Below are 21,082 nucleotides of genomic sequence, written 5' to 3' on the forward strand. Positions count from 1 at the left end.
CCGCCCAGCTCATTCAGCCTCCAAGCGGTCGTCTCCAGTGTCATCATGTGCGTGCAACCACGATCTGAGGAGGTCGGCGGATGCGTCGTAGTGTGACGACGTCCCCTCCTGTCCGCCGTATCGCGTCCGTTGCCGGCCTGCTTCTCCTTGGCTATCTGTGCCTCTTGGCGCTGCGGCCTGTGAGCAGGGACGCATTGCCGGCGTGGTTGAGGTGGTTCGGTCAGCCCGGCTCGGGGCCGACGCTGTTGGTGACCTTGGCGATCCTGGCGTTATTCGTCATGGCGTTCCGATCGACGGGCGGCGGCCGCGCAACAGGTATCTCGTTCACCGTTATCGCGGCCCTGATCGGTTTGACCGCCATACTCGGCCTCAGCTCCTTTTGGTCTTGCCACGATGCAAACCACCCGGCGCTGTTCACCCCGCTGATGGCTACCGCCTCGTTAGTCAAGGGCAGCACCGGTGATTTCTCGCTGAGCGGACAACCCTGCCCTGTGCCCACCCCAATCGCCTTGGAGGTGGCACGGGTGACCGCCCTGGCCGCGATCTTCACTGGATTGGGTGGCGTTGTTATCGCGGCCTTTCGGTCCCAGGTGGACCGATTACGGGCGAACCTCGCAGACTCCGTCACTGTCATCGTGGGCATTGACGACGAGACCCAGGCGATGATCAGCGGGATCGCGGAGACGTTGGACCGTCGCAACACCTTGGTGGTGATCACCAACGCGGGTGACGACCACGTACAGCGGGCCCGCAGGCAGGGTGCCCGAGTGGTGCTGGTCGATTTCAGCACGCCGTCCACCCTTGTGTCGCTGCGACTGTGGCGCCACCTCGCACGGCTCTACTTGATGGCGCCCGATCCGGCGATCAATCTGTTGTGGCTTGACCTGATCGGTCGTCGGCTCGCCGAGGTCGGTCACAAGCAGCGGTTGCCGCTCATCGTGCGCATGGACGACCCGTGGTTGGCCGAAGCGTGGCGCGCCCAGCAATTCGGTGGATCGGACACCCGGTGGGCGGCCGACGTGATCGGAAAGTACGAGGTGACCGCAGCCCGGCTCCTCGACAGCATCATCGACGCCCAGACAATTCAGCGGGTATTCGTATGCGGCACTTCGCAATTAACCCTGGCGTTGTGCGCGGACCTGACCCGCCGCGCCCTCGAGCGTGACTTCTATACGCCTCCGGATGCACTCCCGCTACCGGCGCTCACCCTCGTCGAACGCGACGCCGACGACTACTTGCGGGATCACGACTTTCATCGCCAGCAGGCCGGCTTCATGTCGGATGGACCGGCGATCGATGCGGTATCGGAGGCAGCAACGGTACCCACCATGCTGCGTTTGATTGGCGATGCCGACCCGAAGACCAGCGCGGTGATTTTGGTCGACACTCAGGCAGCGATGGCAAGTAGGCTGGCTGCGCGCTTCCCCGAGATGCCAGTTTACGCATCGGATCTCAACACCAACCTCGCTGACGACGCGATCCGGGTCGTGGGAATGCTGCAGTCGTACTCGCTGGTGCTCGACAGTCGTGAGGGCCGAGTCCAGGATGCTTGGGAGCGTGCGGCGAGGCTGATTCACGAGCGCTATGTCTCGACGATCGACCCGGGGGGGCCGCGGTCGCCGGCCGCGATGCCGTGGGCCGACCTCAATGAGTTCTACCGCGGGTCCAACCGACGTCAGGTACGCAACGCCCTGTGGATGGTGGAAAACATCGCGGGGCACACCTGGAATACGTGGGGCAGCCCACCGGCGCAACTTTCCGGGAACGACATGGTGGGATTGCCGCCATTGGAGCAGCTTGCTCTGATGGGCTTCGACCGGGATTCCGCGATGAGCATGGCGCGGGCTGAGCACGAGGACTGGTGTCGCTATTACCGCGACCACGGCTGGAAATACGGTTCGCCTCGCGATGATTCACGAAAGATCCACGACAAGCTGGTCGACTGGTCGGTGGTGGAAAGCACGCCGGACTTGCTCAATACCGCTGTGCGGAGCTTGGCGGGTACTTTGTGGAGCCTGCGCCAGCTGGGCTTCCGGTCGCGCCCGATGTGGCAATCCTTCACTCGGGTCGGGACGGTCAGCGCGGAACAACGCGACGCCCCGTGGACGTGGACGTCGGATTCCGGGCACACCATGCGCGCCGACGCCGGCGACTGGGCGCTCCAGGAAGACGGAAAGATCTGGTCCGTGCGCGACGCCATTTTCCGCGACACGTATGAACCGGCAATTGACGGGAAATGGCAACGCAGGGGCTGCGTTCAGGCACGTCCCGCGCACGCTGGTGAAACGGTCAACACCCTGGAGGGCCCCACCATCGCCGCCGAGGGCGACTGGATCGTACGCGGGGAGACCGGCGAACAATGGCCCGTTCCCGGCGAGGAATTCGGGCGGCGCTACGCCGAATTTCAGCCCACCCAAGAAAGCCATATTTTGAATGGCGACGAGCGATAAGCGTCGAGGGCGCAATCGACTCGAATGGCGCTGAATTGGCCATCCCGAAAGGGTCTAGCACTGATACGGTATCGGCGCATGTGGAAGGTCGCATGCGGGCTATGGCCAACTTGGTTCGCTCGGCCTCACCTTAGGAGACTGTGATGGCGCTGTTTCTCAGCTACTCGAGCCAGGACAGGTCAACGGTCGATGCCCTGGCGGCCGCCCTTCGCCGCGCCCAACAGCAAGTGTGGTTCGACCAAGAGCTAGGCGGCGGCGACTCCTGGTGGGCCAAGATCCTCGAGCAGATCCGTGCCTGCGACCTGTTCCTCGTCGCGCTCTCAAGCAACTGGTTACAGTCCAAACCCAGTCAGTCCGAGCTGCGCTACGCGCAGGCTTTGAACAAGCCGATCCTTCCGGTTCGCATCGGCGACATAGGCAGCATGCGCGTGAATCCGCTTGCCGCATTGCAGATCATCGACTACCGGAATCCGACCGTTGACGCCGGCATTCAACTGGTCACCGCCGTGCACTCGCTCACCGCTAAGCCCCACCCCTTGCCCGATCCGCTGCCCGACGAGCCGCCCGTCCCGTTCGGCTACATAACACGGTTGGGCGACATGCTTGCCGAGAAGGAGCTCAGCCCGCAGCAGCAGCTCCAATTGTTGGTCGAACTCAGATCCGGACTCGATGAGGACGGCGACGACCCGAGCGCCCGCAGCGACATCGCCCAACTGTTGCGGATGCTGCGTCTGCGCCACGACGTCACCTACCGCACCCGAAACGACATCGACAATGTGCTGGCGTCGATCGACTCTGACCAGGAAGAGTCGCCGACGACACCCGACGCCAAGGCGCAGGCGCCGAAGACCTTTTCGGAAGGCACGGCCACTGCGACGACACCAGGCGGCGCATCAACCGCGACCGCGGTCCCTGCCTCGGCCGGCGGCGATTCCAAGAGGCGGCTCATCATCATCGGCGGAGCCGCGCTCGCGGTCGTCGTCGCAATCGTGGTGGGGGTTGTCGTCATGAGCCAGGGATCAACTTCGAAGAAGGCACCGGCCGGGACACGTGCTACGGCGACGGGGGCGGCCACGGTAGCGCCCCCACAGGGGGCGACCGGGCAGGCGGCGCCCGCGCCGGAGCCGAACGCGCGGCTGGACTCGCTTTTGCTCGACGCTGGGCAGGTGACCACCATCATGGCAGCGCCACAAACCCTGGAAATCGCGAGCAGCGAGACGACCACGCGGCTACGTCCGGACGAGAACTTGTCAAATCCGGCTTGCTTCGCCGCGTTCGATCCGATTCGGCAGTCCGCCTACCAAGGCTTCACGCCGACGGGAGTCAGCGGGCAGGGCTTGGATACGGCGGACAGCAGCTACCGCGTTTACCAAGCCGCGGTCAGCTTCAAAAGCGCAGCGGAAGCCAATGATTTCCTGAAGGCATCGACCCAGAAATGGAAGGCTTGCAATGGCTTAACCGTGCGGTTCAATAACAAGGCCAACTGGACCTTCGGGAACGTGGTCGAGGCTCCGTCAAGAATTACCCTGTCGCGCAAGCCGGGAGATCCCAGCCGTGCATCCTGCGAGCGCGTGCTGAGCGCGGTAGCTGATGTTGTGCTCGACGTCATGGCCTGCGAAGTGGGCATCCAGGACCAAGGCGGTCAGATCGCCGATGCGATGGCCGCCAACGTGAAGTGAACGCGCACGGCTCTCCGGTGTCGTGACATGGAGCGGCCCCCGAGCAAGGCTCCTGGTTGGACAGACCGGAAGCTCGGGGGCCGGGTGGCTACGGGGAATTCGCCAGCGCGCGTAAATCGCCGGCTCTTCGAAAGCCACTGCTGCTAGCGCGCAGCCACCTCACATGTCCATGAAGCTATCAATTTCGCGGACCACCTCCCTTCTTGTGTACGGCCGACCGTACCCGGGATTCCGCAAGCCGACAACACAATTCAGCGCTTAGCGATCACTGACGATCGCCGAGTCGACCAGTGCGGCGAATTCGGCGGCCAGCGGAGACCGGGGCAGCGGCCGACCGTCGAGCGTGTGTACGCGGGCAGCCAACGTCATACTCGAGACCAGCCAGATCCCCTGCGCCGCATTGAGATCGGCAAGCCGCAACGCGCGGTAGTCGCAGTCGTAGCCCTTGGTCCGCGCCACCTCGAAGAGGGCCTGCTGCGTGGTGCCACGCAAAATCGGATACCACGGCGGCGGTGTCAGCAGGCACAGGTCCCCACCGGCCTCCGTTGCGATCACCACCGTCGAGCGCGGTCCTTCCAGGATGTAGCCGTCCGAGCTGACGAAGATGACGTCGCCGGCGCCTTGCCGGGCGGCATGACGCAGGGCGGCCATGTTGACCGCATAGGACAGGGTCTTGGCGCCGGCGAGCAGCCACGGCATCGCGTCGGCGCCGGCGGCGGGCAGTCCACGGTCCAACGTCATCGCGGCCAGGCCCTCGCGCCGGACCGCCGTCACTCGTTCGGGGACGGCGTTGACCATCACGTAGGTAGTCGGCGTCGTCCCGCCCTCCCGGCCGCGGCTGTAGATCAGCCGCATCGCGCCTTCGTCAGCGGTGTCCGCGACCCACTGCCGAGTGGCCAGGTCGATCGCATCGCGCCAGCTCGGCAGGTCGGGCTCGGGCAGGTCCATCAGCCTCGCCGACTGGGTCAGCCGCTGCAGATGGGACTCGACCAGGCAGGGTCTGCCGTCGCGAACCAGCAGCGTCTCGAAGATGCCGTCGCCGCGAACCGCCGCCAAGTCGTCGGCGTGCAGCAGAGGCGCGTCCGGCGGATGAATCGCGCCGTCCAGCGTGACGATCACACCCGCCTGGCCTGCCATGGAGGTAAAGCCTAGCCGCGGGTGTGCGGCCCGCCGCACGCTCGGCGGCGGGTGTGCGGCCAGCCGCACGCTCGGCGACGCGGTCGCGGCTAATCCGTAGAGTTGACGTGTGAATCGCGCCGGCGACGATGCGGAGCCTAGCGATGTGGGGGTACCTCCCGCTTGCGGGGGAGAGGAGCGGCGCACATGAATCCAGTCCCCGCGCCCGATGCCGGACCCGACGCGGGCGCCGTCTGGCATTACGGCGATCCCCTGGGCGAGCAGCGCGCGGCCGAAACCGCTGCGGTCGTGGTGGACCGCTCGCACCGCGCCGTCCTCACCCTGACCGGTAGCGATCGCCAGAAGTGGCTGCACAGCATCTCCACTCAGCACGTCAGCGACCTCGCCGAGGGCGCCAGCACGCAGAACCTCAGCCTCGACGGTCAGGGCCGCGTCGAGGACCACTGGGTCCAAACCGAACTCGGCGGCACCACCTACCTGGATACCGAACCCTGGCGCGGCGAACCGCTGCTGGAATACCTGCGCAAGATGGTCTTCTGGTCTGATGTCACCCCGGCTGCCGCCGACATGGCGGTGCTTTCGCTGTTGGGGCCGCGCCTGTGCGACCGGGCGGTGCTCGACACGCTCGGCGTGGACGCCCTGCCCGCCGAGCTGACGGCGATCCCGGTGGCCGGCGGGGGCTTTCTGCGACGGATGCCCGGCGGTCCCGCCGGCCAGATCGAACTGGATTTGGTGGTCCCGCGCGGCCAGTCCGCGGGCTGGCAGGAACGTTTGGTGCAGGCGGGCCTGCGACCTGCGGGGGTGTGGGCGTACGAAGCGCACCGGGTGGCGGCGCTGCGCCCGCGATTGGGCGTCGACACCGATGAGCGCACGATTCCGCACGAGGTGGGGTGGATCGGCGGTCCCGGCGGGGGCGCCGTCCACCTGGACAAGGGCTGTTATCGGGGGCAAGAGACAGTCGCGCGGGTGCATAACCTCGGTAAACCGCCCAGGATGCTGGTGTTGTTGCACCTCGACGGTTCGGTCGAGCGGCCCTCGACGGGTGACCCGGTGCTCGCCGGCGGTCGCGCGGTCGGTCGCCTTGGCACCGTGGTGGACCACGTGGACCTCGGGCCGGTGGCCCTGGCGCTACTCAAACGCGGGGTGCCCGCCGACACGGAACTGGCGACCGGCCCGCAGGCTTCGGTGGCTGCGGTGATCGACCCGGATTCGCTGCCGGCCGCAGAGCAGATCGGCGCGGGACGGCTGGCCGTTGAACGCTTGCGGGGCGGTGCGAGATAATTGTGAATGACGTCCGCCACAGCGGCAGGGGGGACCGACACCCGACCGTAAGGCACGGTAAACTGTCAGCAGGACAATAACGACACCAGGAGATCGGAGCCGCCTACTCGTTAGGCCGCTCCGTTATTGCGCGAGGGGGTTCCCCCATGGGCCGCGGCCGGGCTAAGGCAAAGCAGACCAAGGTTGCTCGAGAACTCAAATACAGTTCCCCGCAGACCGACTTCCAGCGGCTTCAGCAAGAGCTGGCAGGAACGGGTGCCGACGACTCCACCGACCTGGAGGACGACGGCGTCGCCGACTCCTGGGCAGACAGCGACGACTGGCGTCGCTAAGACCAGCACCACTGCGCCGGTGCCATCCGCTTCGGCACGGCGCTAGCCCGGCTCCCGGCTTTTAGAATCTCGGGTGCTGCCCGACGAGCTTTGCCCGCGGGCCCTCTTTACCGCCTTTGCAGACGGTTCCCAACACCCAGCAGTCCAGGTGGCGGGCCGTCAAGATGGCCAGGGCCCGGTCGGTGTCCTCCGGGGCGACGACGGCGACCATGCCCACGCCCATGTTGAACGTCTTCTCCATCTCCTCGCGCGTCACCCGGCCACGCTGGGCGATCATGGCGAACACCGGTGCTGGCGTCCAGGTCCCGCGGTCGATCTCGGCGACCAGGCCGTGCGGGATGACGCGTTGCAGATTGCCGGCCAATCCGCCGCCGGTGACATGGCAGAACGTGCGGACATGGGTTTCGGCGGTCAACGCCAGGCAGTCTTTGGCGTAGATCCGGGTGGGTTCCAAGAGCTCTTCGCCCAGCGTGCGGCCGAACTCCTCCACATAACCCGCCAAGTTCATCCGGTCGATCTCGAGCAGCACCGTGCGGGCCAGAGAGTAGCCGTTGGAATGCAGGCCGGAGGAGCCCATCGCGATGATGGTGTCGCCGGGTTTGACGCGTTCGGGACCCAACACGTCGTCGGCCTCGACGACGCCGATACCGGTCGCCGAGATGTCGTAGTGGTCCGGTTCCATCAGGCCGGGGTGCTCGGCCGTTTCGCCGCCGAGCAGCGCGCAGCCGGCGCGCACGCACCCCTCGGCGATACCCGCCACGATCGCGCTGAGGCGTTCGGGCACGGTCCGGCCCACCGCGATGTAGTCCTGCAGGAACAGCGGCTCGGCGCCGCAGACCACGAGGTCGTCGACCACCATCGCAACCAGGTCCAGGCCGACGGTGTCGTGCTTGTCCATCGCCTGGGCGACCGCCAGTTTGGTTCCGACACCGTCGGTGGACGCCGCCAGCAGCGGTTCGCGGTAATCGTTGCGCAACGCGAACAGTCCGGCGAACCCACCTAGGCCGCCCCGCACCTCGGGCCTGGTGGCCTTCGTCGCCAGCGGCTTGAACATTTCAACGGCGCGGTCGCCGGCCTCAATGTCCACCCCGGCCGACGCGTAGGTGATGCCGTGGGTGCCCGGGCTTCGTCCGGGGCTTTTTCCGGGATCCGTCATCGCGATAAAGGCTACCGGGCGCCGCCGACCGCCGTTATCAAACGTCTTGGAAGGGGCGCGCCGGACGTCCCTCAGTGGACGATCGGCACTTCGTCGGGTGCCAGATCGTCGAGACCGGCTCCGCGGGCGGCATTGGTGAGCATGTGCTCGATGACGTTCTTGCCCAAGGCAGTCTCCTCGGGCAGTTCGATCGGATACTTGCCGTCGAAGCAGGCGGTGCAGAGCCGCGACGCGGGTTGTTCGGAGGCCGCCACCAGGCCGCGCAGCGAGATGTAGCCGAGGGTGTCCGCGCCGATGGCGTGCCGCACCGCCTCGAGAATCTCCTCTTTGTCCTGCACGGCGTTGGCGATCAGTTCGGCCGGCGACGGGAAGTCGATGCCATAGAAGCAGGGCCACTTCACCGGCGGCGACGCGATACGCACGTGGACTTCGACGGCGCCGGCCTCGCGCAGCATGCGCAGCAGCGCGCGCTGGGTGTTCCCGCGCACGATCGAGTCGTCGACGACGATGAGCCGCTTGCCTCGGATGACCTCGCGAAGTGGGTTGAGCTTCAACCGGATACCGAGCTGGCGGATGGTCTGGGACGGCTGGATGAAGGTCCGCCCGACGTAGGCGTTCTTCATCAAGCCCTGTCCGTACGGGATGCCGGACTCCTGCGCGTATCCCACCGCGGCGGGGGTACCCGACTCCGGGACCCCGATCACCAGGTCGGCGTCGACCGGGCATTCGCGGGCCAGCCGGCGACCGATCTCCACCCGGGTGGCGTGCACGGACCGGCCGGCGATCGTGCTGTCCGGACGCGCCAGGTAGACGTATTCGAAGACGCAGCCCTTGGGGGTGGGGTTGGCGAAACGCGTGGAGCGCACCCCGTCGGCATCGATCGCGAGCAGCTCGCCCGGCTCGATGTCGCGCACGAACGACGCGCCGACGATGTCGAGGGCTGCCGTTTCGGAGGCCACCACCCAGCCGCGATCCAGCCGTCCGAGTGAAAGTGGCCGCACCCCATGCGGATCGCGGCACGCATACAGCGTGTTCTCGTCCATGAACGTCAGGCAGAACGCGCCGCGCACGGTTGGCAGCAGATCCAGGGCCGCCTGCTCCAGCGTGGAATCGGCCGCGCCGTGGGCCAGCAGCGCGCCCAAGATGTCGGAGTCCGTCGTGGCCGGGGCGGGGGCGCGCCGGGCGATCAGGCCCGCGTCGCGGGCGCGGGCGGCAAGCTCAGCGGTGTTGACCAGGTTTCCGTTGTGCCCCAGAGCGACGCCGGTGCCGGCGGCGGTGTTGCGGAACACCGGTTGCGCGTTCTCCCAAGTGGTGTCGCCCGTGGTGGAGTAGCGGCAATGCCCGATGGCCACATGGCCCGGCATCGCCGCGAGCGTCTGCTCGTCGAACACCTGGCTGACCAGGCCCAAGTCTTTGAAGACGAGGACCTGCGATCCGTCGGCGACGGCGATACCCGCGGCTTCCTGCCCGCGATGCTGCAGGGCGTACAAGCCGTAATAGGTGAGTTTTGCGACGTCCTCGCCCGGGGCCCAAACCCCAAAGACACCACACTCTTCACGAGGCGAGTTCAGGTCCTGCTCAGGTTCTCCGGCGGTCACGATTGGGCGGCTCCCTGGGGAACGATTGGTGACGAAACGGAGTCTACGGGTCCGACGCCCGCGACCGCGAATTAACAGCGCGTGTTGGGCGGCGAAAATTCCCGCAGCCGACCCTAAACCTGCAGTTCAGAGTTGTCATTCAGCCGACACCGAACAAGGGCAGACAGTGTTCGATCTCACCCGTCCGAGCGCCGGAAAGGCTCAGCGCACCGGCGTCCTTCGCGTCCTGGAAGGACAGCATCCCGGTCGCCAGCAACAGCCACGTCCGCGGATCGGTCTCCACCACGTTGGGAGGCGTGCCCCGGGTGTGCCTCGGCCCGGCGACGCATTGCACCGCCACAAACGGCGGGATACGCACCTCGACGCTGGCGCCGGGCGCCACGGCGGCCAGAGTGCGGGCGGTGAGCCGGACGGCCGCGGCCAGCCCCTCGCGGTCGGGCCCCGGCAGGGATTCGTCGCGCAACCAATCCGCCACCGCCAACACGGCCTGCCGAGTCTTTGCCGGATCGGCCTTTTCACGGGCGGCCATACCCTAGGGTCTCAAACTCATGGAGCGTCGTCGCTTGCGGCGCGGGCCACCGTACAAGACCGTCGGCCTCGTGACGGTCATCATCATGGGTTTGGCCGGGTCGCTCCTGTACTTGCAGTTCCGTGGCGACCTCACGCCGACGACGAAGCTCACCATGGTCGCCACCCGGGCCGGGCTGGTGATGGATCCGGGATCCAAGGTCACCTACAACGGAGTGCAGATCGGCCGGGTGGCGAGCATCTCCGAGATCACCCGCGACGGCAAGCCGGCCGCCAAGGTGGTCCTGGACATCACCCCCCGGTACGTCGCGATGATCCCGGCCAACGTGGCGGCCGCCATCAAGGCGACCACGGTATTCGGCAACAAATACGTCGCGTTGAACTCGCCGTCTCAGCCCGCAGCCCAAGCGATCACACCGTCGACCGTGATCGATGCGAGGTCCGTGACGACCGAATTCAACACCGTGTTCGAGACACTCATCTCGATCGCGGAGAAAGTCGACCCGGTCAAGGTGAATCTGACGCTCAGCGCGGCCGCGCAAGCCCTGACGGGATTGGGCGACAAGTTCGGCGCCGCTGTGGTCAACGGCAACACGATCCTCGACGACGTGAATCCCCAGATGCGCGAAATCCGCGTTGACGTCCAGCGGTTGGCCGCGCTCGGTGACACGTACGCCAACGCCTCGCCGGACTTGTGGGACGCGCTCGACCACGCGGTGACCACGGCGCGGACGCTCAACCGCCAGCAAGCCGACCTGGACGCGGCGCTGCTGGCGGCGGCCGGACTGGGCGGCGCGGGCGCCGACGTATTCGGTCGCGGCGGGCCGTACCTGGCGCGGGGGGCCGCCGATCTGGTCAGCTCCAGCCAGCTGCTCGACGAGTACAGTCCGGAAATCTTTTGCACCATTCGGAATTTCAACGAAGTCGGACCCAAGATCCACAACGCCCTCGGCGACAACGGCTACTCGTTGGGCGCCCACGCCGCGGGCGCAATCGCCGGGGCGCCCAATCCCTACATCTGGCCGGAGAATCTGCCCCGGACCAACGCCAGAGGCGGTCCCGGCGGTCTGCCTGGCTGTTGGCAGACCATCACTCGGCAGTTGTGGCCGGCGCCGTTTCTGGTGATGGACACCGGCGCAAGCATGGCCCCCTACAACCACTTCGAACTCGGCTCACCACTTTTCGTCGAGCATGTGTGGGGTCGGCAGCTGGGCGACTACACCATCAACCCGTGACGCCGCACGCCCAGCGCGGCGATCGCGCCGGCCTCGTTGATGGCCAAATGCACCAACATGGGCGCGGCGAGGCTGCCGGAACGGTCTGCCAGCCAACCGAATAACCAGCCCGCGATGCCCGTCACCAATACGGTGCCCACCACCGGGTCGCCCGCCGACCTCGCATCCGCGACGTGGGAGAGCCCAAAGCACGCCGCTTGCAATAACATTCCACCCGACCGGCCGCACGCCCCGGAAGCGGCGGCGGTCAGCGCGGCGCGGAACGCGGCCTCCTCGGCCCAGACGGTCCCGACGGGGATGCGCAGCAGCAACCAGCCGGGCACCGATCCGGGCGGTTCCCGCTCGGCCATCGATGCCCGCACCAACGGCACCGCCGTCGTCGCCGCGATCACGCTTGCCGCCGCCGCTCCGGCCGCCGACCCAAGCCGCAGCCCCGTCCACAGCCGCGGCGGAGATAGACCCAGCGGAGCACGCGTCACCAGCACCAGCAGGCCGGCCGCGCCGGCCTGGACCGCGGCGCGCCACGCCGGGGGCAGTCGCGGGCCCAAGAAGCTCCAGCCAACCAGGGCGGCGGCCAAAGAGAACGCTTGCGCCCGGCGAAAACCGGTTCGGCCCATCAGGGTTCGCTGCTGGGTCTCATCCGAAGAGGCGGGGCAGCACTGCCTCGGACGTCTCGCGCAGTTCCTCCAGCGACGCGGTGAATAGGCCCTGAACCTCCACCGCGTCCGAGTCCTGATCGACGACGCCGATGCGCACCGCGGGCAGCCCGCGCGCCTCACACATCGCCCGGAACCGGCTCTCCTCGGTGCGCGGCACCGCCACCAAGACCCGGCCCGCCGACTCGGAAAACAACGTGACGAACGGATCGGTACCCTCGGGAAGCACGATGCGGCAACCGGTTTCGCCCGCCAGGGCCGCCTCCACGATCGCCTGCGCAAGCCCGCCCTCGGACAGGTCGTGCGCCGCGGACACCAGTCCGTCGCGAGAGGCCGCGGTCAGCACCTCGGCCAATAATCTTTCGCGTGCCAGGTCCACCGCGGGCGGCACCCCACCCAGGTGGTCGGCCGTCACCTGCGCCCAGATGGAACCGTCGAGTTCATCGTGCGTATCACCCAGCAGCATCAGGGCCTGGCCCGGTTCGCCGCCCAGACCGGTTGGGATGCGCCGGCCGACATCGTCGAGCACACCGAGCACGCCGACTACCGGCGTGGGCAGAATCGCCGCCGACCCAGTCTGGTTGTAGAAGCTGACGTTGCCGCCGGTAACCGGAATGCCAAGGGCCGCACAACCATCGGCCAGCCCCCGCACCGCCTGAGAGAACTGCCACATCACCCCGGGATCCTCCGGAGAGCCGAAATTGAGGCAGTTTGTCACCGCGACGGGGGTGGCGCCGGTGACGGCGACGTTGCGGTAGGCCTCGGCCAGCGCGAGTTGGGCTCCGACGTAGGGGTCGAGCAGCGTGTAGCGCCCCGACGCGTCAGTCGACAAAGCGATGCCGCGGCCGGTGGTTTCGTCGACACGGAGCACGCCGCCATCGGCGTGCTCGGCCAGCACGGTGTTGCCGCGCACATAGCGGTCGTACTGCTCGGTGATGAAGGCACGGCTGCACAGGTGCGGGCTGCCCAGCAGTGCAAGCAGAGTCGCGCGCAGCTCCTGCCCGGTCGTTGGCCGCGGCAGGCCGGTGGACCGGTCGGCGTTCAGGGCGTCCTGCGATTCGGGCCGCGCGAGCGGCCGCTGGTACACCGGGCCCTCGTGCGCCACGGTGCGCGGCGGCACGTCGACGATCGTTTCGCCGCGCCAGGTGATCCGCAATCGGTCGCCGTCGGTGACCTCGCCGATCACCGTGGCCAGCACCTCCCATTTGCGGCAGACCGCCAGGAAGGCGTCCACGTTCTCCGGCGCCACCACCGCGCACATCCGCTCCTGCGACTCGCTGCAGAGCACCTCCGCGGGCGTCATGTCCTTGGCCCGCAACGGGACGGCATCGAGCTCGATCGCCATCCCGCCGTCCCCGGCCGATGCTAATTCCGATGTGGCACAGGATAATCCGGCCCCGCCCAGATCCTGGATGCCGATCACCAAGCCGCCCGCGTAGAGCTCGAGGCAGCACTCGATGAGCACCTTCTCCATGAAGGGGTCGCCCACTTGCACCGACGGGAGCTTCTTGCGGGACCCTTCGCTGTCGAAGGTTTCCGACGCCAGCACCGATACCCCACCGATGCCGTCGAGGCCGGTGCGCGCGCCGAACAGGATGATCTTGTTTCCGGTGCCAGAGGCGAACGCCAGGTGCAGGTCTTCCTGGCGTAACACGCCGACGCACAACGCGTTTACCAACGGATTGCCGGCGTAGCACGCATCGAAGACCGTCTCGCCGCCGATGTTGGGCAACCCGAGCGAGTTGCCATAGCCGCCGATGCCGCGGACCACCCCGTCGACCACCCGGCGCGTGTCGGGGGCGTCGGCGGCGCCGAACCGAAGCTGGTCCATCACCGCGACCGGCCGCGCGCCCATGGCCATGATGTCGCGGACGATGCCGCCCACGCCGGTCGCCGCACCCTGGTAGGGCTCGACATAGGACGGGTGGTTGTGCGACTCTACTTTGAAGGTGACCGCCCAGCCGTCACCGATGTCGACCACGCCCGCGTTTTCGCCGATTCCGGCCAGCATGCCCGCACGCATGGCGTCGGTGGTGGTCTCGCCGAAGTAGCGCAAATGAACCTTCGACGACTTGTACGAGCAGTGCTCGCTCCACATCACCGAGTACATCGCCAGCTCGGTGTCGGTGGGTCTGCGGCCCAGGATCTCGCGGATCCGCTCGTACTCGTCCTCTTTGAGGCCCAGCTCGGCGAACGGCTGCGGCTGGTCGGGGCTGGCAGCGGCGTGCTCGACGGTGTCGGTCGCCTGGGTGCGGGCGCTCGTCCCGGAGACAGTCACGCCAGACAGTCTAGGGCGACGCCGCCATCGCCGTGGGGCGCCGCGTGGCTATTGCCCGACGACGCAGAAGACGTTGCCCTCCGGGTCGGCCAGCACCACCCAGCGAAAATTGTCGCCGAATGTGTGCCGGCCGACCTCCGTGGCCCCGCCGGCCGTCAGCCGGGAGACCTCGGCGTCAACGTCGGCGGCACCGAAGTCGAGGTGCACCCGGTTCTTCCCGGGCGTGGGATCGGGCACCTTCTGGAATCCGAGCCGGGGCCCTTCCGACAAGCTCACCGCGGTGAACTCGTCGGCGAGCAACTCCTGCGTCGTACCCCCGAACTGCTCGGCCCACCATCCGGCCAGCATCGCGGGGTCGCTGCAGTCGAAAGTGATCATCTCCACGTTGAGCGCCATACCGCCAGACCTTAGGCCTCGGAGTGACTCGGGTGAAAGGACTGCGCGGATCGCCGCGGTAATCCGGCGGTTAAGCGATGGTCAGGAAGTCGGCCATCATGGCCATGTCCTCGTGCTCGAGGTTGTGGCAATGCAGAAGGTACGAGCCGGCGTAGTCGGTGAATCGGGTGAGGACTTCCACCGCCTCGGCCGGGCGGACGTCGACGGTGTCTTTCCAGCCCATATCGAAACGTCCGGGTGCGCGGTTGTTGCGGGACAGCACTTGGAAGGAGTTCAGGTGCACATGAACGGGATGGTGGAACTCGGTGATGAACCGCCAGATTTCCGTCGTGCCGATCCTCGGGCGCGCCAGCGGCCGGCCCGGTTCATATGGCAGGTCGTTGATCGTCCATACCCCTCTTCTGCCTAGGCGGAAGAGGAAGGTCCGAGTGCCCACCACTTGCTCTCGGCTTAGGGGGGCGCTTGTGCTGAGCCGGTCGGGGATCGCCGAATCATCGGCACGGTCGGTGCCGACGATGTCGAACCGCATAACCTCGGCGGCGCTTCCGGCACCCAACAGGTTGAGTAGACGCACGCGTGTTCCGCTTTGGTAGCGGCCGAAGTCGACCGCGACCTCGAAGCGTTCGGCCGGAGCGATGTCGATGAAGTCATGGCTTACCGGCCGCGCGAGCAATCCCCCATCACTGCCGATTTGCACCAGCGCCGACCCTCCGGGCGGCTGCGGGTCCAATTGCAGCCGGTAGCGACGGGCATTGGATGCGTTGAGTAGCCGCAGGCGATAGCGGGCCGGATCGGTTTGCAGCACCGGCCATGGCGCACCGTTGACGAGGATGACGTCACCCAGGACGCCGTTCATGTAGTCGCCGGTCACCCCACCGGACTCAGCGGCCGGGTAGCGAAACGAGCCATCGGCGGCGAACGCACGATCGGTGATCATCAGCGGGATATCCCGAGAGCCGCGAGGCAGCGGCAACGCATCTTCCTCGTCGTCATGAACCAGGTGAAATCCGGCTAGCCCGCGCCACACCGCGGCACCGGTGTAGCCCATGCGGTGATCGTGGTACCACAACGTTGCGGCCCGCTGATCCATCGGATAAACGTATTCACGTTGTCCGACAACGCTGTTGCGTGCCATGTCCATCGCGGCGGGTTGACCCTGCGGCAAGATGAAATCGGTCGGATATCCATCGTGGTCTGGCGGGGTGTGCCCGCCATGCAGATGTACCACCACTGGCACCGGCAGACCGTTGCGGTGCCGCACGACGGTGCGTCGGCCGGTCCGTGACGCAATGGTGGGGCCCGGGAAGCTCGTGTTGTAAGTCCATGCCGCAGTGGTCATCTCGGGCAGGATGCGCAACTGTGTGACCTGCTGTGTGATCTCGTAGTAATCGGTGTGAGCATCGGTGCCGACTGGCGTCAATTGTTCCGGGATCGGCAGCGGGACTTGATAGGGGGCGGGCAGTTTGGGCTCACTGCGAATCAGCCGCCCCGACTCGGCGGAGCCCAGCAGTGCGTGCGACATTGGCCAGCTGGCGCCCACGACGCTGATCCCTGCCGCGGCGGCGCCCAACCGCAACGCGCTGCGCCGATTCACCGAGCCACATCCTGCTGTTCCGCGAGAGGGTGCGCGGTCAGCGGCAGACGCCAAACCGATGCGGTCAGCTGCACGATTCCAGCAATGAGCAGAACCCCGAGCGGAACGTGCAGGCCCGTCAGCCGCAATTCGCCCGAGGCGAACTCGGCAACGAAAAGAATTGTCACGAGCGTACCGACCGCTATCGGCCACCGCGGCCCGCCTGTTCTGCTGACGACCACGAGCGCAACCACCTGCACGACGGAGAGCATCGTGGTCACCCTGGCGCCGATCGAGTGCAGCATCAGTGCGTCGTACTGCCCGCCCAGGAAACTGCCGGCGAATGCGGCCTGAGCGACCGCCAGGATCGCCAATGTGGCGCTGGTAGCACGGGCGACTACCCGGGGCCAGCGTCGGCCGTCCGAGTTATCCGCCGTCATCGCGGCACACCCGCTCGGTTAAGGGTCACCGCGGCATACAGTTTGGCGGCTGTCATGGTTCTCCTTCGTCATGGCGTCGGACATCCGGGCTCAGGAATGACGACGAGACGACGCTGCGAAAAGTTACGCACGCAGTTGTAACTTTCGGCGCTGCCGAACCGTCCTTGAATTACGAGCTGCGAGTGGGCGTCGGTTGCTACCCCGGCGGTGTCCCGTCACAGCCGATTCCACGCTCACCGCAACGGAATACACCAAGGAGAAATGATGTCCAACCCGACGCCGCCCCGCTGGCTGAAGCCGATGAACAAGTTCATGATCGCGATGCAAAAGCTCGGGGTACCCACGGGACCGCCCATGGTGTTGACGGTGCCCGGCCGCAAAACCGGGAAGGCGCGCAGCACGCCCATGACACCCTTCAGGCTGGATGGACAGCTTTTTGCCGTGGCCGGATTCCCCGGTGCCGATTGGGCACGCAATGCACGCGCAGCCGGCGCCGGGACGCTCCGCAAGGGCCGAAAGGTGCAACGCGTCAGGATAACTGAGCTGGCCGCCGAGCAGGCCCGCCCGGTGTTGCGGGAATACCCGAACGAGGTGCCGGTCGGTGTCGCCTTCTTGAAGCGCTCGGGCCTGGTGCGTCACGGCCATCCCGAAGAGGTCGAGGCGCTGGCCGGCCGGATCGCCGTGTTTCGACTAGACCCCATTCCGGCGAGCTAACGCCGGACGATTCCACTATCGGTCGACCATCCCCGGAAGCCACCAACATGCACACTGCGTACCTTGTCGTGACGATAATCGCCATTGCCCTCGACGGATTTTCGGGCGTGAGCGCGCTGCTCCATTTCGCGCCCATCATTCCGCCGATGAGACGGGCCGGGGTTCCCCTGTCCTGGCTGAGATTTCCCATCGGCACCTTGAAAACCCTAGGCGCGCTTGGGCTTGTGGTCGGACTCTGGATTCCGGCAATCGGCGTCGCGGCGGCGGCCGGGCTAATTATCTTCTTCATCTGCGCGATGTACACACATGTACTCGCCAACGATATTTCCGGTCAGTTCGTCTTCGCGGGGTTCCTGCTCACGCTCAACGCCGCGACCTTCGCACTCACCCTGATCGCCCACCCCGCCGCCGTCTAGGCCTCGGAAACCTCAGAATGATTCAGGCGAAAGGAACGCGCGCATCGCCGCAGAGTAGGTCGCTACGTCGTGGGCGCCCATCAACTCGCGCGCGGAGTGCATCGCGAGCTGTGCGGCGCCGATGTCGACGGTGGGGATACCAGTCCGGGCCGAGGCCAGCGGCCCGATCGTCGACCCACAGGGCAGGTCAGCGCGGTGCTCGTAACGCTGCAGGGCGACCCCGGCCTGGTGACAGGCGAGCGCGAAGGGCGCGGCCGTGCGCCCGTCGGTGGCATAACGCAGGTTTGGGTGCACCTTGAGCACCGGCCCGGCGTTGACCTCGATGAGATGGCCGGGCTCGTGCCGCTCCGGATAGTTGGGGTGGGTGGCGTGCGCCATGTCCGCCGAGGCCAGCAATGACTCGGGCAGCCGACGCAGGAAGTCCTCCCGGGTGCCGCCGGCGGCGAGCACGATCCGCTCGAGGACGGTGCTCAATAGGTTGGACTGCGCACCGTGATCCGAAGACGAACCGACTTCCTCGTGGTCGAAGACCACCAACACGGGCAGGACGCCACGCGGCTCGGCGGCCAGCAGAGCCTCCATCCCGGCATAACAGCTGGCCTGGTTGTCCAGCCGGGGAGCGCTGAGCAGGTCGCCGTCGGCGCCGATCACCGTCGACGGGGTCAGGTCGTGGGTCATGAGGTCGGCCGCCAGCACGCTGGTCGGCGTCACCCCGGCGCGTTCCGCGACGAAGTCGATGAACGGCCTTATCTCCGCACCGGCTCCCCAAACCGCGTTGACGTGGCGTTGCGGGTCCAGGGTCAGCGATTTGCGGTCCTCGGCGAGGTGGATGGCCAGCTGGGGTACCCGCAGGATCGGGTCGTCGATCCGGACCAGCCGGTGCTCGATCCCTGCGCCGTCATACACCGACAACCGTCCACTGATGCCCAGGTCGCGATCCAGCCAGGAGTTGAGCCATGCCCCGCCGTACGGTTCCAGCGCCACGACGCGCCAACCGGCGACCAGCCGATCCGGATGCTGCTTGACCCGCAGGTTAGGGCTGTCGGTGTGTGCGCCGACGATCCGGAACGGGCCGTCGGGCCCGTCGGAATTCCAGGCGACCAGCGAGCCGGCCCGCACGGTGAAGTAGCGACCCGGTTCGTCCGGCCAGCGTTGGGCCTCGCTCAGTTCGGTGTATCCGGCGGCGGTCAGCCGCGACGCCACCGTGGCACAAACGTGAAACGGCGACGGAGAGGCGTCGATGAAATCGCAGAGGCCTGCGGCGTTGGCCGACATGTCCAACATCATGGCTGTCGACGACAACGGAGTTCACGCTAGGTCCGATTGCGCGGCTCCTTGCTCGCGCACTTCCTGCGCTCGCCGTCGCCACGCTAGGGTCGCCCATGTGCCTCCCGTCCAGCCGCAGCCGATCCTCGAGCCGTTGACGCCTGCGGCGGTCTTCCTGGTAGTGACCATCGACTACGGCGGAGAAGCGACGGTGCACGACGCGCTGCCCGACATTTCCGGCCTGGTGCGCGCGATCGGCTTCCGCGAGCCGCCGAAACGGTTGTCCGCCATCACCTCCATCGGCTCGCGAGCCTGGGATCGCTTGTTCTCCGGTCCGCGTCCCGCCGAGTTGCACCCGTTCGTCGAACTGGAAGGCCCGCGGCACACCGCCCCAGCCACGCCCGGGGATCTGCTGTTCCACATCCGGGCCGAAAGCTTGGACGTGTGTTTCGAATTGGCCGACCGCATCCTGAGGTCGATGGCCGGTGCCGTCACCGTCGTCGACGAGGTACACGGATTCCGCTATTTCGACAACCGCGACCTGTTGGGCTTCGTCGATGGCACCGAAAACCCCGACGGCCCCTTGGCCGTCAGCGCCACTGCCATCGGCGCCGAGGATTCCGAATTCGAGGGCTCGTGCTACGTACACGTGCAGAAGTATCTGCACGAAATGTCATCGTGGAACGCCCTGTCGGTCAGCGAGCAGGAGTTGGTGATCGGCCGGACCAAACTGGAGAACCTCGAACTCGACGACGACCAAAAGCCGGCCAACGCCCACATCGCCCTCAACGTCATCACTGACGACGACGGCACCGAGCTGAAGATCGTCCGGCACAACATGCCGTTCGGCGAACTCGGCAAGGGCGAGTACGGGACCTACTTCATCGGCTATTCCCGCACGCCGCGCGTCACCGAACAGATGCTGAGCAACATGTTTCTCGGTGATCCACCCGGAAACACCGACCACATCCTCGAGTTCTCCACCGCGGTCACCGGTGGCTTGTTCTTCTCCCCCACCGTGGACTTCCTTGATGATCCACCGCCACTGCCGGCAGCGCCGGTGGCGGAAACGTCTGTTGCACAAGACGGCTCACTTTCGATCGGCAGCCTGAAAGGAACCCCTTCATGAACAACCTCTACCGCGACCTGGCACCGGTCACCGAAGCCGCTTGGGACGAAATCGAAACGGAGGCGACCCGGACATTCAAACGCCATGTCGCCGGGCGCCGGGTAGTCGACGTCAGCGGCCCCGGCGGTCCGGTCACCGCGGCGGTCAGCACCGGCCGCCTGATCGACGTGGCGGCACCGTCTGACGGCGTGGGGGCTCACCTGCGGGCGAGCAAACCCCTTGTCCGGCTGCGGGTTCCGTTCACTCTCTCACGTTACGAGATCGACAATGTCGAGCGTGGTGCGCAGGACTCCGACTGGGACCCGGTCAAGGAGGCCGCCAAGAAGTTGGCGTTTGTGGAAGACCGGGCGATCTTCGAGGGTTACGCCGCCGCATCGATCGAGGGCATCCGCTCCGCCAGCTCGAACAAGCCGTTGACCTTGCCGGCCGATCCTCGCGAAATTCCGGATGTCATCACGCAGGCGATCTCCGAATTGCGGCTGGCCGGGGTCGACGGCCCCTACTCGGTGTTGCTGTCCGCCGATGTCTATACGAAGGTCAGCGAGACCACCGAACACGGATATCCGATCCTCGAGCACATCGACCGGCTGGTTCCGGGAGACATCATCTGGGCGCCGGCCATCGACGGTGCTTTCGTGCTTACCACCCGCGGCGGTGACTTCGATCTGCAACTCGGGACCGATGTGTCGATCGGCTACACGAGCCATGATGCGGACACCGTGCGGCTGTATCTGCAGGAGACGCTGACATTCCTGTGCTACACCGCCGAGGCGGCGGTCCCGCTGAGCTCCTAGGAATAAAAGCCGGGATGCGGCTGC

At 66.6% G+C, this 21,082-nt stretch carries 19 protein-coding genes; 9 read left to right on the forward strand and 10 right to left on the reverse strand.

Translation table 11 applies throughout. The features are described 5' to 3' along the window. The first annotated feature begins 179 nt into the window (after positions 1-179). Positions 180-2,450: a hypothetical protein gene (locus A5750_RS14515; protein WP_231989198.1), complete on the forward strand. Its 2,271-nt coding sequence runs from the start codon at positions 180-182 to the stop codon at positions 2,448-2,450. A gap of 143 nt (positions 2,451-2,593) precedes the next feature. Beyond that, the gene (locus A5750_RS14520; RefSeq protein ID WP_067263675.1) at positions 2,594-4,129 is read left to right on the forward strand and encodes a sensor domain-containing protein; all 1,536 of its coding nucleotides are present in this window, start codon (positions 2,594-2,596) and stop codon (positions 4,127-4,129) included. Positions 4,130-4,387: 258 nt separating this feature from the next. On the opposite strand, the gene A5750_RS14525 is transcribed toward A5750_RS14520, so the two are convergent. Then, positions 4,388-5,248, reverse strand: a complete 861-nt coding sequence (locus A5750_RS14525) for an aminodeoxychorismate lyase (protein WP_156659782.1) — start codon at positions 5,246-5,248, stop codon at positions 4,388-4,390. A gap of 204 nt (positions 5,249-5,452) precedes the next feature. Here A5750_RS14525 and A5750_RS14530 point away from each other — a divergent pair, with 204 nt between their 5' ends. Both A5750_RS14530 and A5750_RS14535 read left to right on the forward strand, forming a co-directional pair. Continuing rightward, entirely contained in the window at positions 5,453-6,547 is a 1,095-nt protein-coding gene (locus A5750_RS14530; RefSeq protein ID WP_066957906.1) for a folate-binding protein YgfZ, read from the forward strand. Between the two features lie 146 nt (positions 6,548-6,693). Continuing rightward, positions 6,694-6,879 carry a DUF3073 domain-containing protein gene (locus A5750_RS14535; protein WP_066957904.1) on the forward strand — a complete coding sequence of 62 codons (186 nt, stop codon included), beginning with the start codon at positions 6,694-6,696 and terminating at the stop codon, positions 6,877-6,879. A gap of 61 nt (positions 6,880-6,940) precedes the next feature. On the opposite strand, the gene purM is transcribed toward A5750_RS14535, so the two are convergent. The 3 genes from purM to A5750_RS14550 form a co-directional block, all read right to left on the reverse strand. Beyond that, positions 6,941-8,035 carry a phosphoribosylformylglycinamidine cyclo-ligase gene (gene purM, locus A5750_RS14540; RefSeq protein WP_066957902.1) on the reverse strand — a complete coding sequence of 365 codons (1,095 nt, stop codon included), beginning with the start codon at positions 8,033-8,035 and terminating at the stop codon, positions 6,941-6,943. 71 nt (positions 8,036-8,106) lie between these two features. After that, a complete protein-coding gene (gene purF, locus A5750_RS14545; RefSeq protein ID WP_066957900.1) occupies positions 8,107-9,633 on the reverse strand; it encodes an amidophosphoribosyltransferase in 1,527 nt (508 codons plus the stop codon). 139 nt (positions 9,634-9,772) lie between these two features. Beyond that, on the reverse strand, positions 9,773-10,162 hold the full coding sequence (locus A5750_RS14550; RefSeq protein WP_067263678.1) for a sterol carrier family protein: 390 nt from the start codon (positions 10,160-10,162) through the stop codon (positions 9,773-9,775). A 19-nt stretch (positions 10,163-10,181) separates the two neighbouring features. On the opposite strand from A5750_RS14550, the gene A5750_RS14555 reads away from it, so the two are divergent. Further along, a complete protein-coding gene (locus tag A5750_RS14555; RefSeq protein WP_066957896.1) occupies positions 10,182-11,396 on the forward strand; it encodes an MCE family protein in 1,215 nt (404 codons plus the stop codon). Here A5750_RS14555 and A5750_RS14560 read toward each other — a convergent pair. The 5 genes from A5750_RS14560 to A5750_RS14580 form a co-directional block, all read right to left on the reverse strand. After that, a complete protein-coding gene (locus A5750_RS14560) occupies positions 11,378-12,013 on the reverse strand; it encodes a CPBP family intramembrane glutamic endopeptidase (RefSeq protein WP_066957893.1) in 636 nt (211 codons plus the stop codon). The two genes, A5750_RS14555 and A5750_RS14560, sit on opposite strands and share 19 nt — an antisense overlap. A gap of 19 nt (positions 12,014-12,032) precedes the next feature. Next, complete coding sequence (gene purL / locus A5750_RS14565) at positions 12,033-14,330, reverse strand: phosphoribosylformylglycinamidine synthase subunit PurL (RefSeq protein WP_067263681.1); 2,298 nt, start codon at positions 14,328-14,330, stop codon at positions 12,033-12,035. Positions 14,331-14,378: 48 nt separating this feature from the next. Beyond that, complete coding sequence (locus A5750_RS14570; RefSeq protein WP_066957889.1) at positions 14,379-14,726, reverse strand: VOC family protein; 348 nt, start codon at positions 14,724-14,726, stop codon at positions 14,379-14,381. 70 nt (positions 14,727-14,796) lie between these two features. Then, a complete protein-coding gene (locus A5750_RS14575; RefSeq protein ID WP_067263684.1) occupies positions 14,797-16,320 on the reverse strand; it encodes a multicopper oxidase family protein in 1,524 nt (507 codons plus the stop codon). After that, complete coding sequence (locus tag A5750_RS14580) at positions 16,317-16,673, reverse strand: hypothetical protein (protein ID WP_066957885.1); 357 nt, start codon at positions 16,671-16,673, stop codon at positions 16,317-16,319. Before A5750_RS14580 ends, A5750_RS14575 begins: the two co-directional genes overlap by 4 nt. A 330-nt stretch (positions 16,674-17,003) precedes the next feature. On the opposite strand from A5750_RS14580, the gene A5750_RS14585 reads away from it, so the two are divergent. Together A5750_RS14585 and A5750_RS14590 are read left to right on the forward strand one after the other, a co-directional pair. Continuing rightward, the gene (locus A5750_RS14585; RefSeq protein WP_066958056.1) at positions 17,004-17,453 is read left to right on the forward strand and encodes a nitroreductase family deazaflavin-dependent oxidoreductase; all 450 of its coding nucleotides are present in this window, start codon (positions 17,004-17,006) and stop codon (positions 17,451-17,453) included. Between the two features lie 68 nt (positions 17,454-17,521). Further along, complete coding sequence (locus A5750_RS14590; RefSeq protein ID WP_231989199.1) at positions 17,522-17,869, forward strand: DoxX family protein; 348 nt, start codon at positions 17,522-17,524, stop codon at positions 17,867-17,869. Between the two features lie 12 nt (positions 17,870-17,881). Here the strand turns inward: A5750_RS14590 and A5750_RS14595 are convergent, their stop codons facing one another. Beyond that, on the reverse strand, positions 17,882-19,144 hold the full coding sequence (locus tag A5750_RS14595) for a M18 family aminopeptidase (protein WP_082959116.1): 1,263 nt from the start codon (positions 19,142-19,144) through the stop codon (positions 17,882-17,884). Positions 19,145-19,253: 109 nt separating this feature from the next. Here A5750_RS14595 and A5750_RS14600 point away from each other — a divergent pair, with 109 nt between their 5' ends. Both A5750_RS14600 and A5750_RS14605 read left to right on the forward strand, forming a co-directional pair. Continuing rightward, the gene (locus A5750_RS14600) at positions 19,254-20,264 is read left to right on the forward strand and encodes a Dyp-type peroxidase (RefSeq protein ID WP_067263694.1); all 1,011 of its coding nucleotides are present in this window, start codon (positions 19,254-19,256) and stop codon (positions 20,262-20,264) included. Further along, positions 20,261-21,058 carry a family 1 encapsulin nanocompartment shell protein gene (locus A5750_RS14605; RefSeq protein ID WP_067263697.1) on the forward strand — a complete coding sequence of 266 codons (798 nt, stop codon included), beginning with the start codon at positions 20,261-20,263 and terminating at the stop codon, positions 21,056-21,058. Before A5750_RS14600 ends, A5750_RS14605 begins: the two co-directional genes overlap by 4 nt. Positions 21,059-21,082 lie beyond the last annotated feature (24 nt).

Origin of the sequence: Mycobacterium sp. 852002-51613_SCH5001154 (genome assembly GCF_001667425.1) — a bacterium.
Taxonomy (GTDB): Bacteria; Actinomycetota; Actinomycetes; order Mycobacteriales; family Mycobacteriaceae; genus Mycobacterium.

Coding starts and splice junctions, on each gene's coding strand:
- A5750_RS14520 (WP_067263675.1), top strand. CDS start 2,594: ATGGCGCTGTTTCTCAGCTACTCGAGCCAGGACAGGTCAACGGTCGAT.
- A5750_RS14530 (WP_066957906.1), top strand. CDS start 5,453: ATGAATCCAGTCCCCGCGCCCGATGCCGGACCCGACGCGGGCGCCGTC.
- A5750_RS14535 (WP_066957904.1), top strand. CDS start 6,694: ATGGGCCGCGGCCGGGCTAAGGCAAAGCAGACCAAGGTTGCTCGAGAA.
- purM (WP_066957902.1), bottom strand. CDS start 8,035: ATGACGGATCCCGGAAAAAGCCCCGGACGAAGCCCGGGCACCCACGGC.
- A5750_RS14550 (WP_067263678.1), bottom strand. CDS start 10,162: ATGGCCGCCCGTGAAAAGGCCGATCCGGCAAAGACTCGGCAGGCCGTG.
- A5750_RS14555 (WP_066957896.1), top strand. CDS start 10,182: ATGGAGCGTCGTCGCTTGCGGCGCGGGCCACCGTACAAGACCGTCGGC.
- A5750_RS14560 (WP_066957893.1), bottom strand. CDS start 12,013: ATGGGCCGAACCGGTTTTCGCCGGGCGCAAGCGTTCTCTTTGGCCGCC.
- A5750_RS14570 (WP_066957889.1), bottom strand. CDS start 14,726: ATGGCGCTCAACGTGGAGATGATCACTTTCGACTGCAGCGACCCCGCG.
- A5750_RS14585 (WP_066958056.1), top strand. CDS start 17,004: ATGTCCAACCCGACGCCGCCCCGCTGGCTGAAGCCGATGAACAAGTTC.
- A5750_RS14595 (WP_082959116.1), bottom strand. CDS start 19,144: ATGTCGGCCAACGCCGCAGGCCTCTGCGATTTCATCGACGCCTCTCCG.
- A5750_RS14605 (WP_067263697.1), top strand. CDS start 20,261: ATGAACAACCTCTACCGCGACCTGGCACCGGTCACCGAAGCCGCTTGG.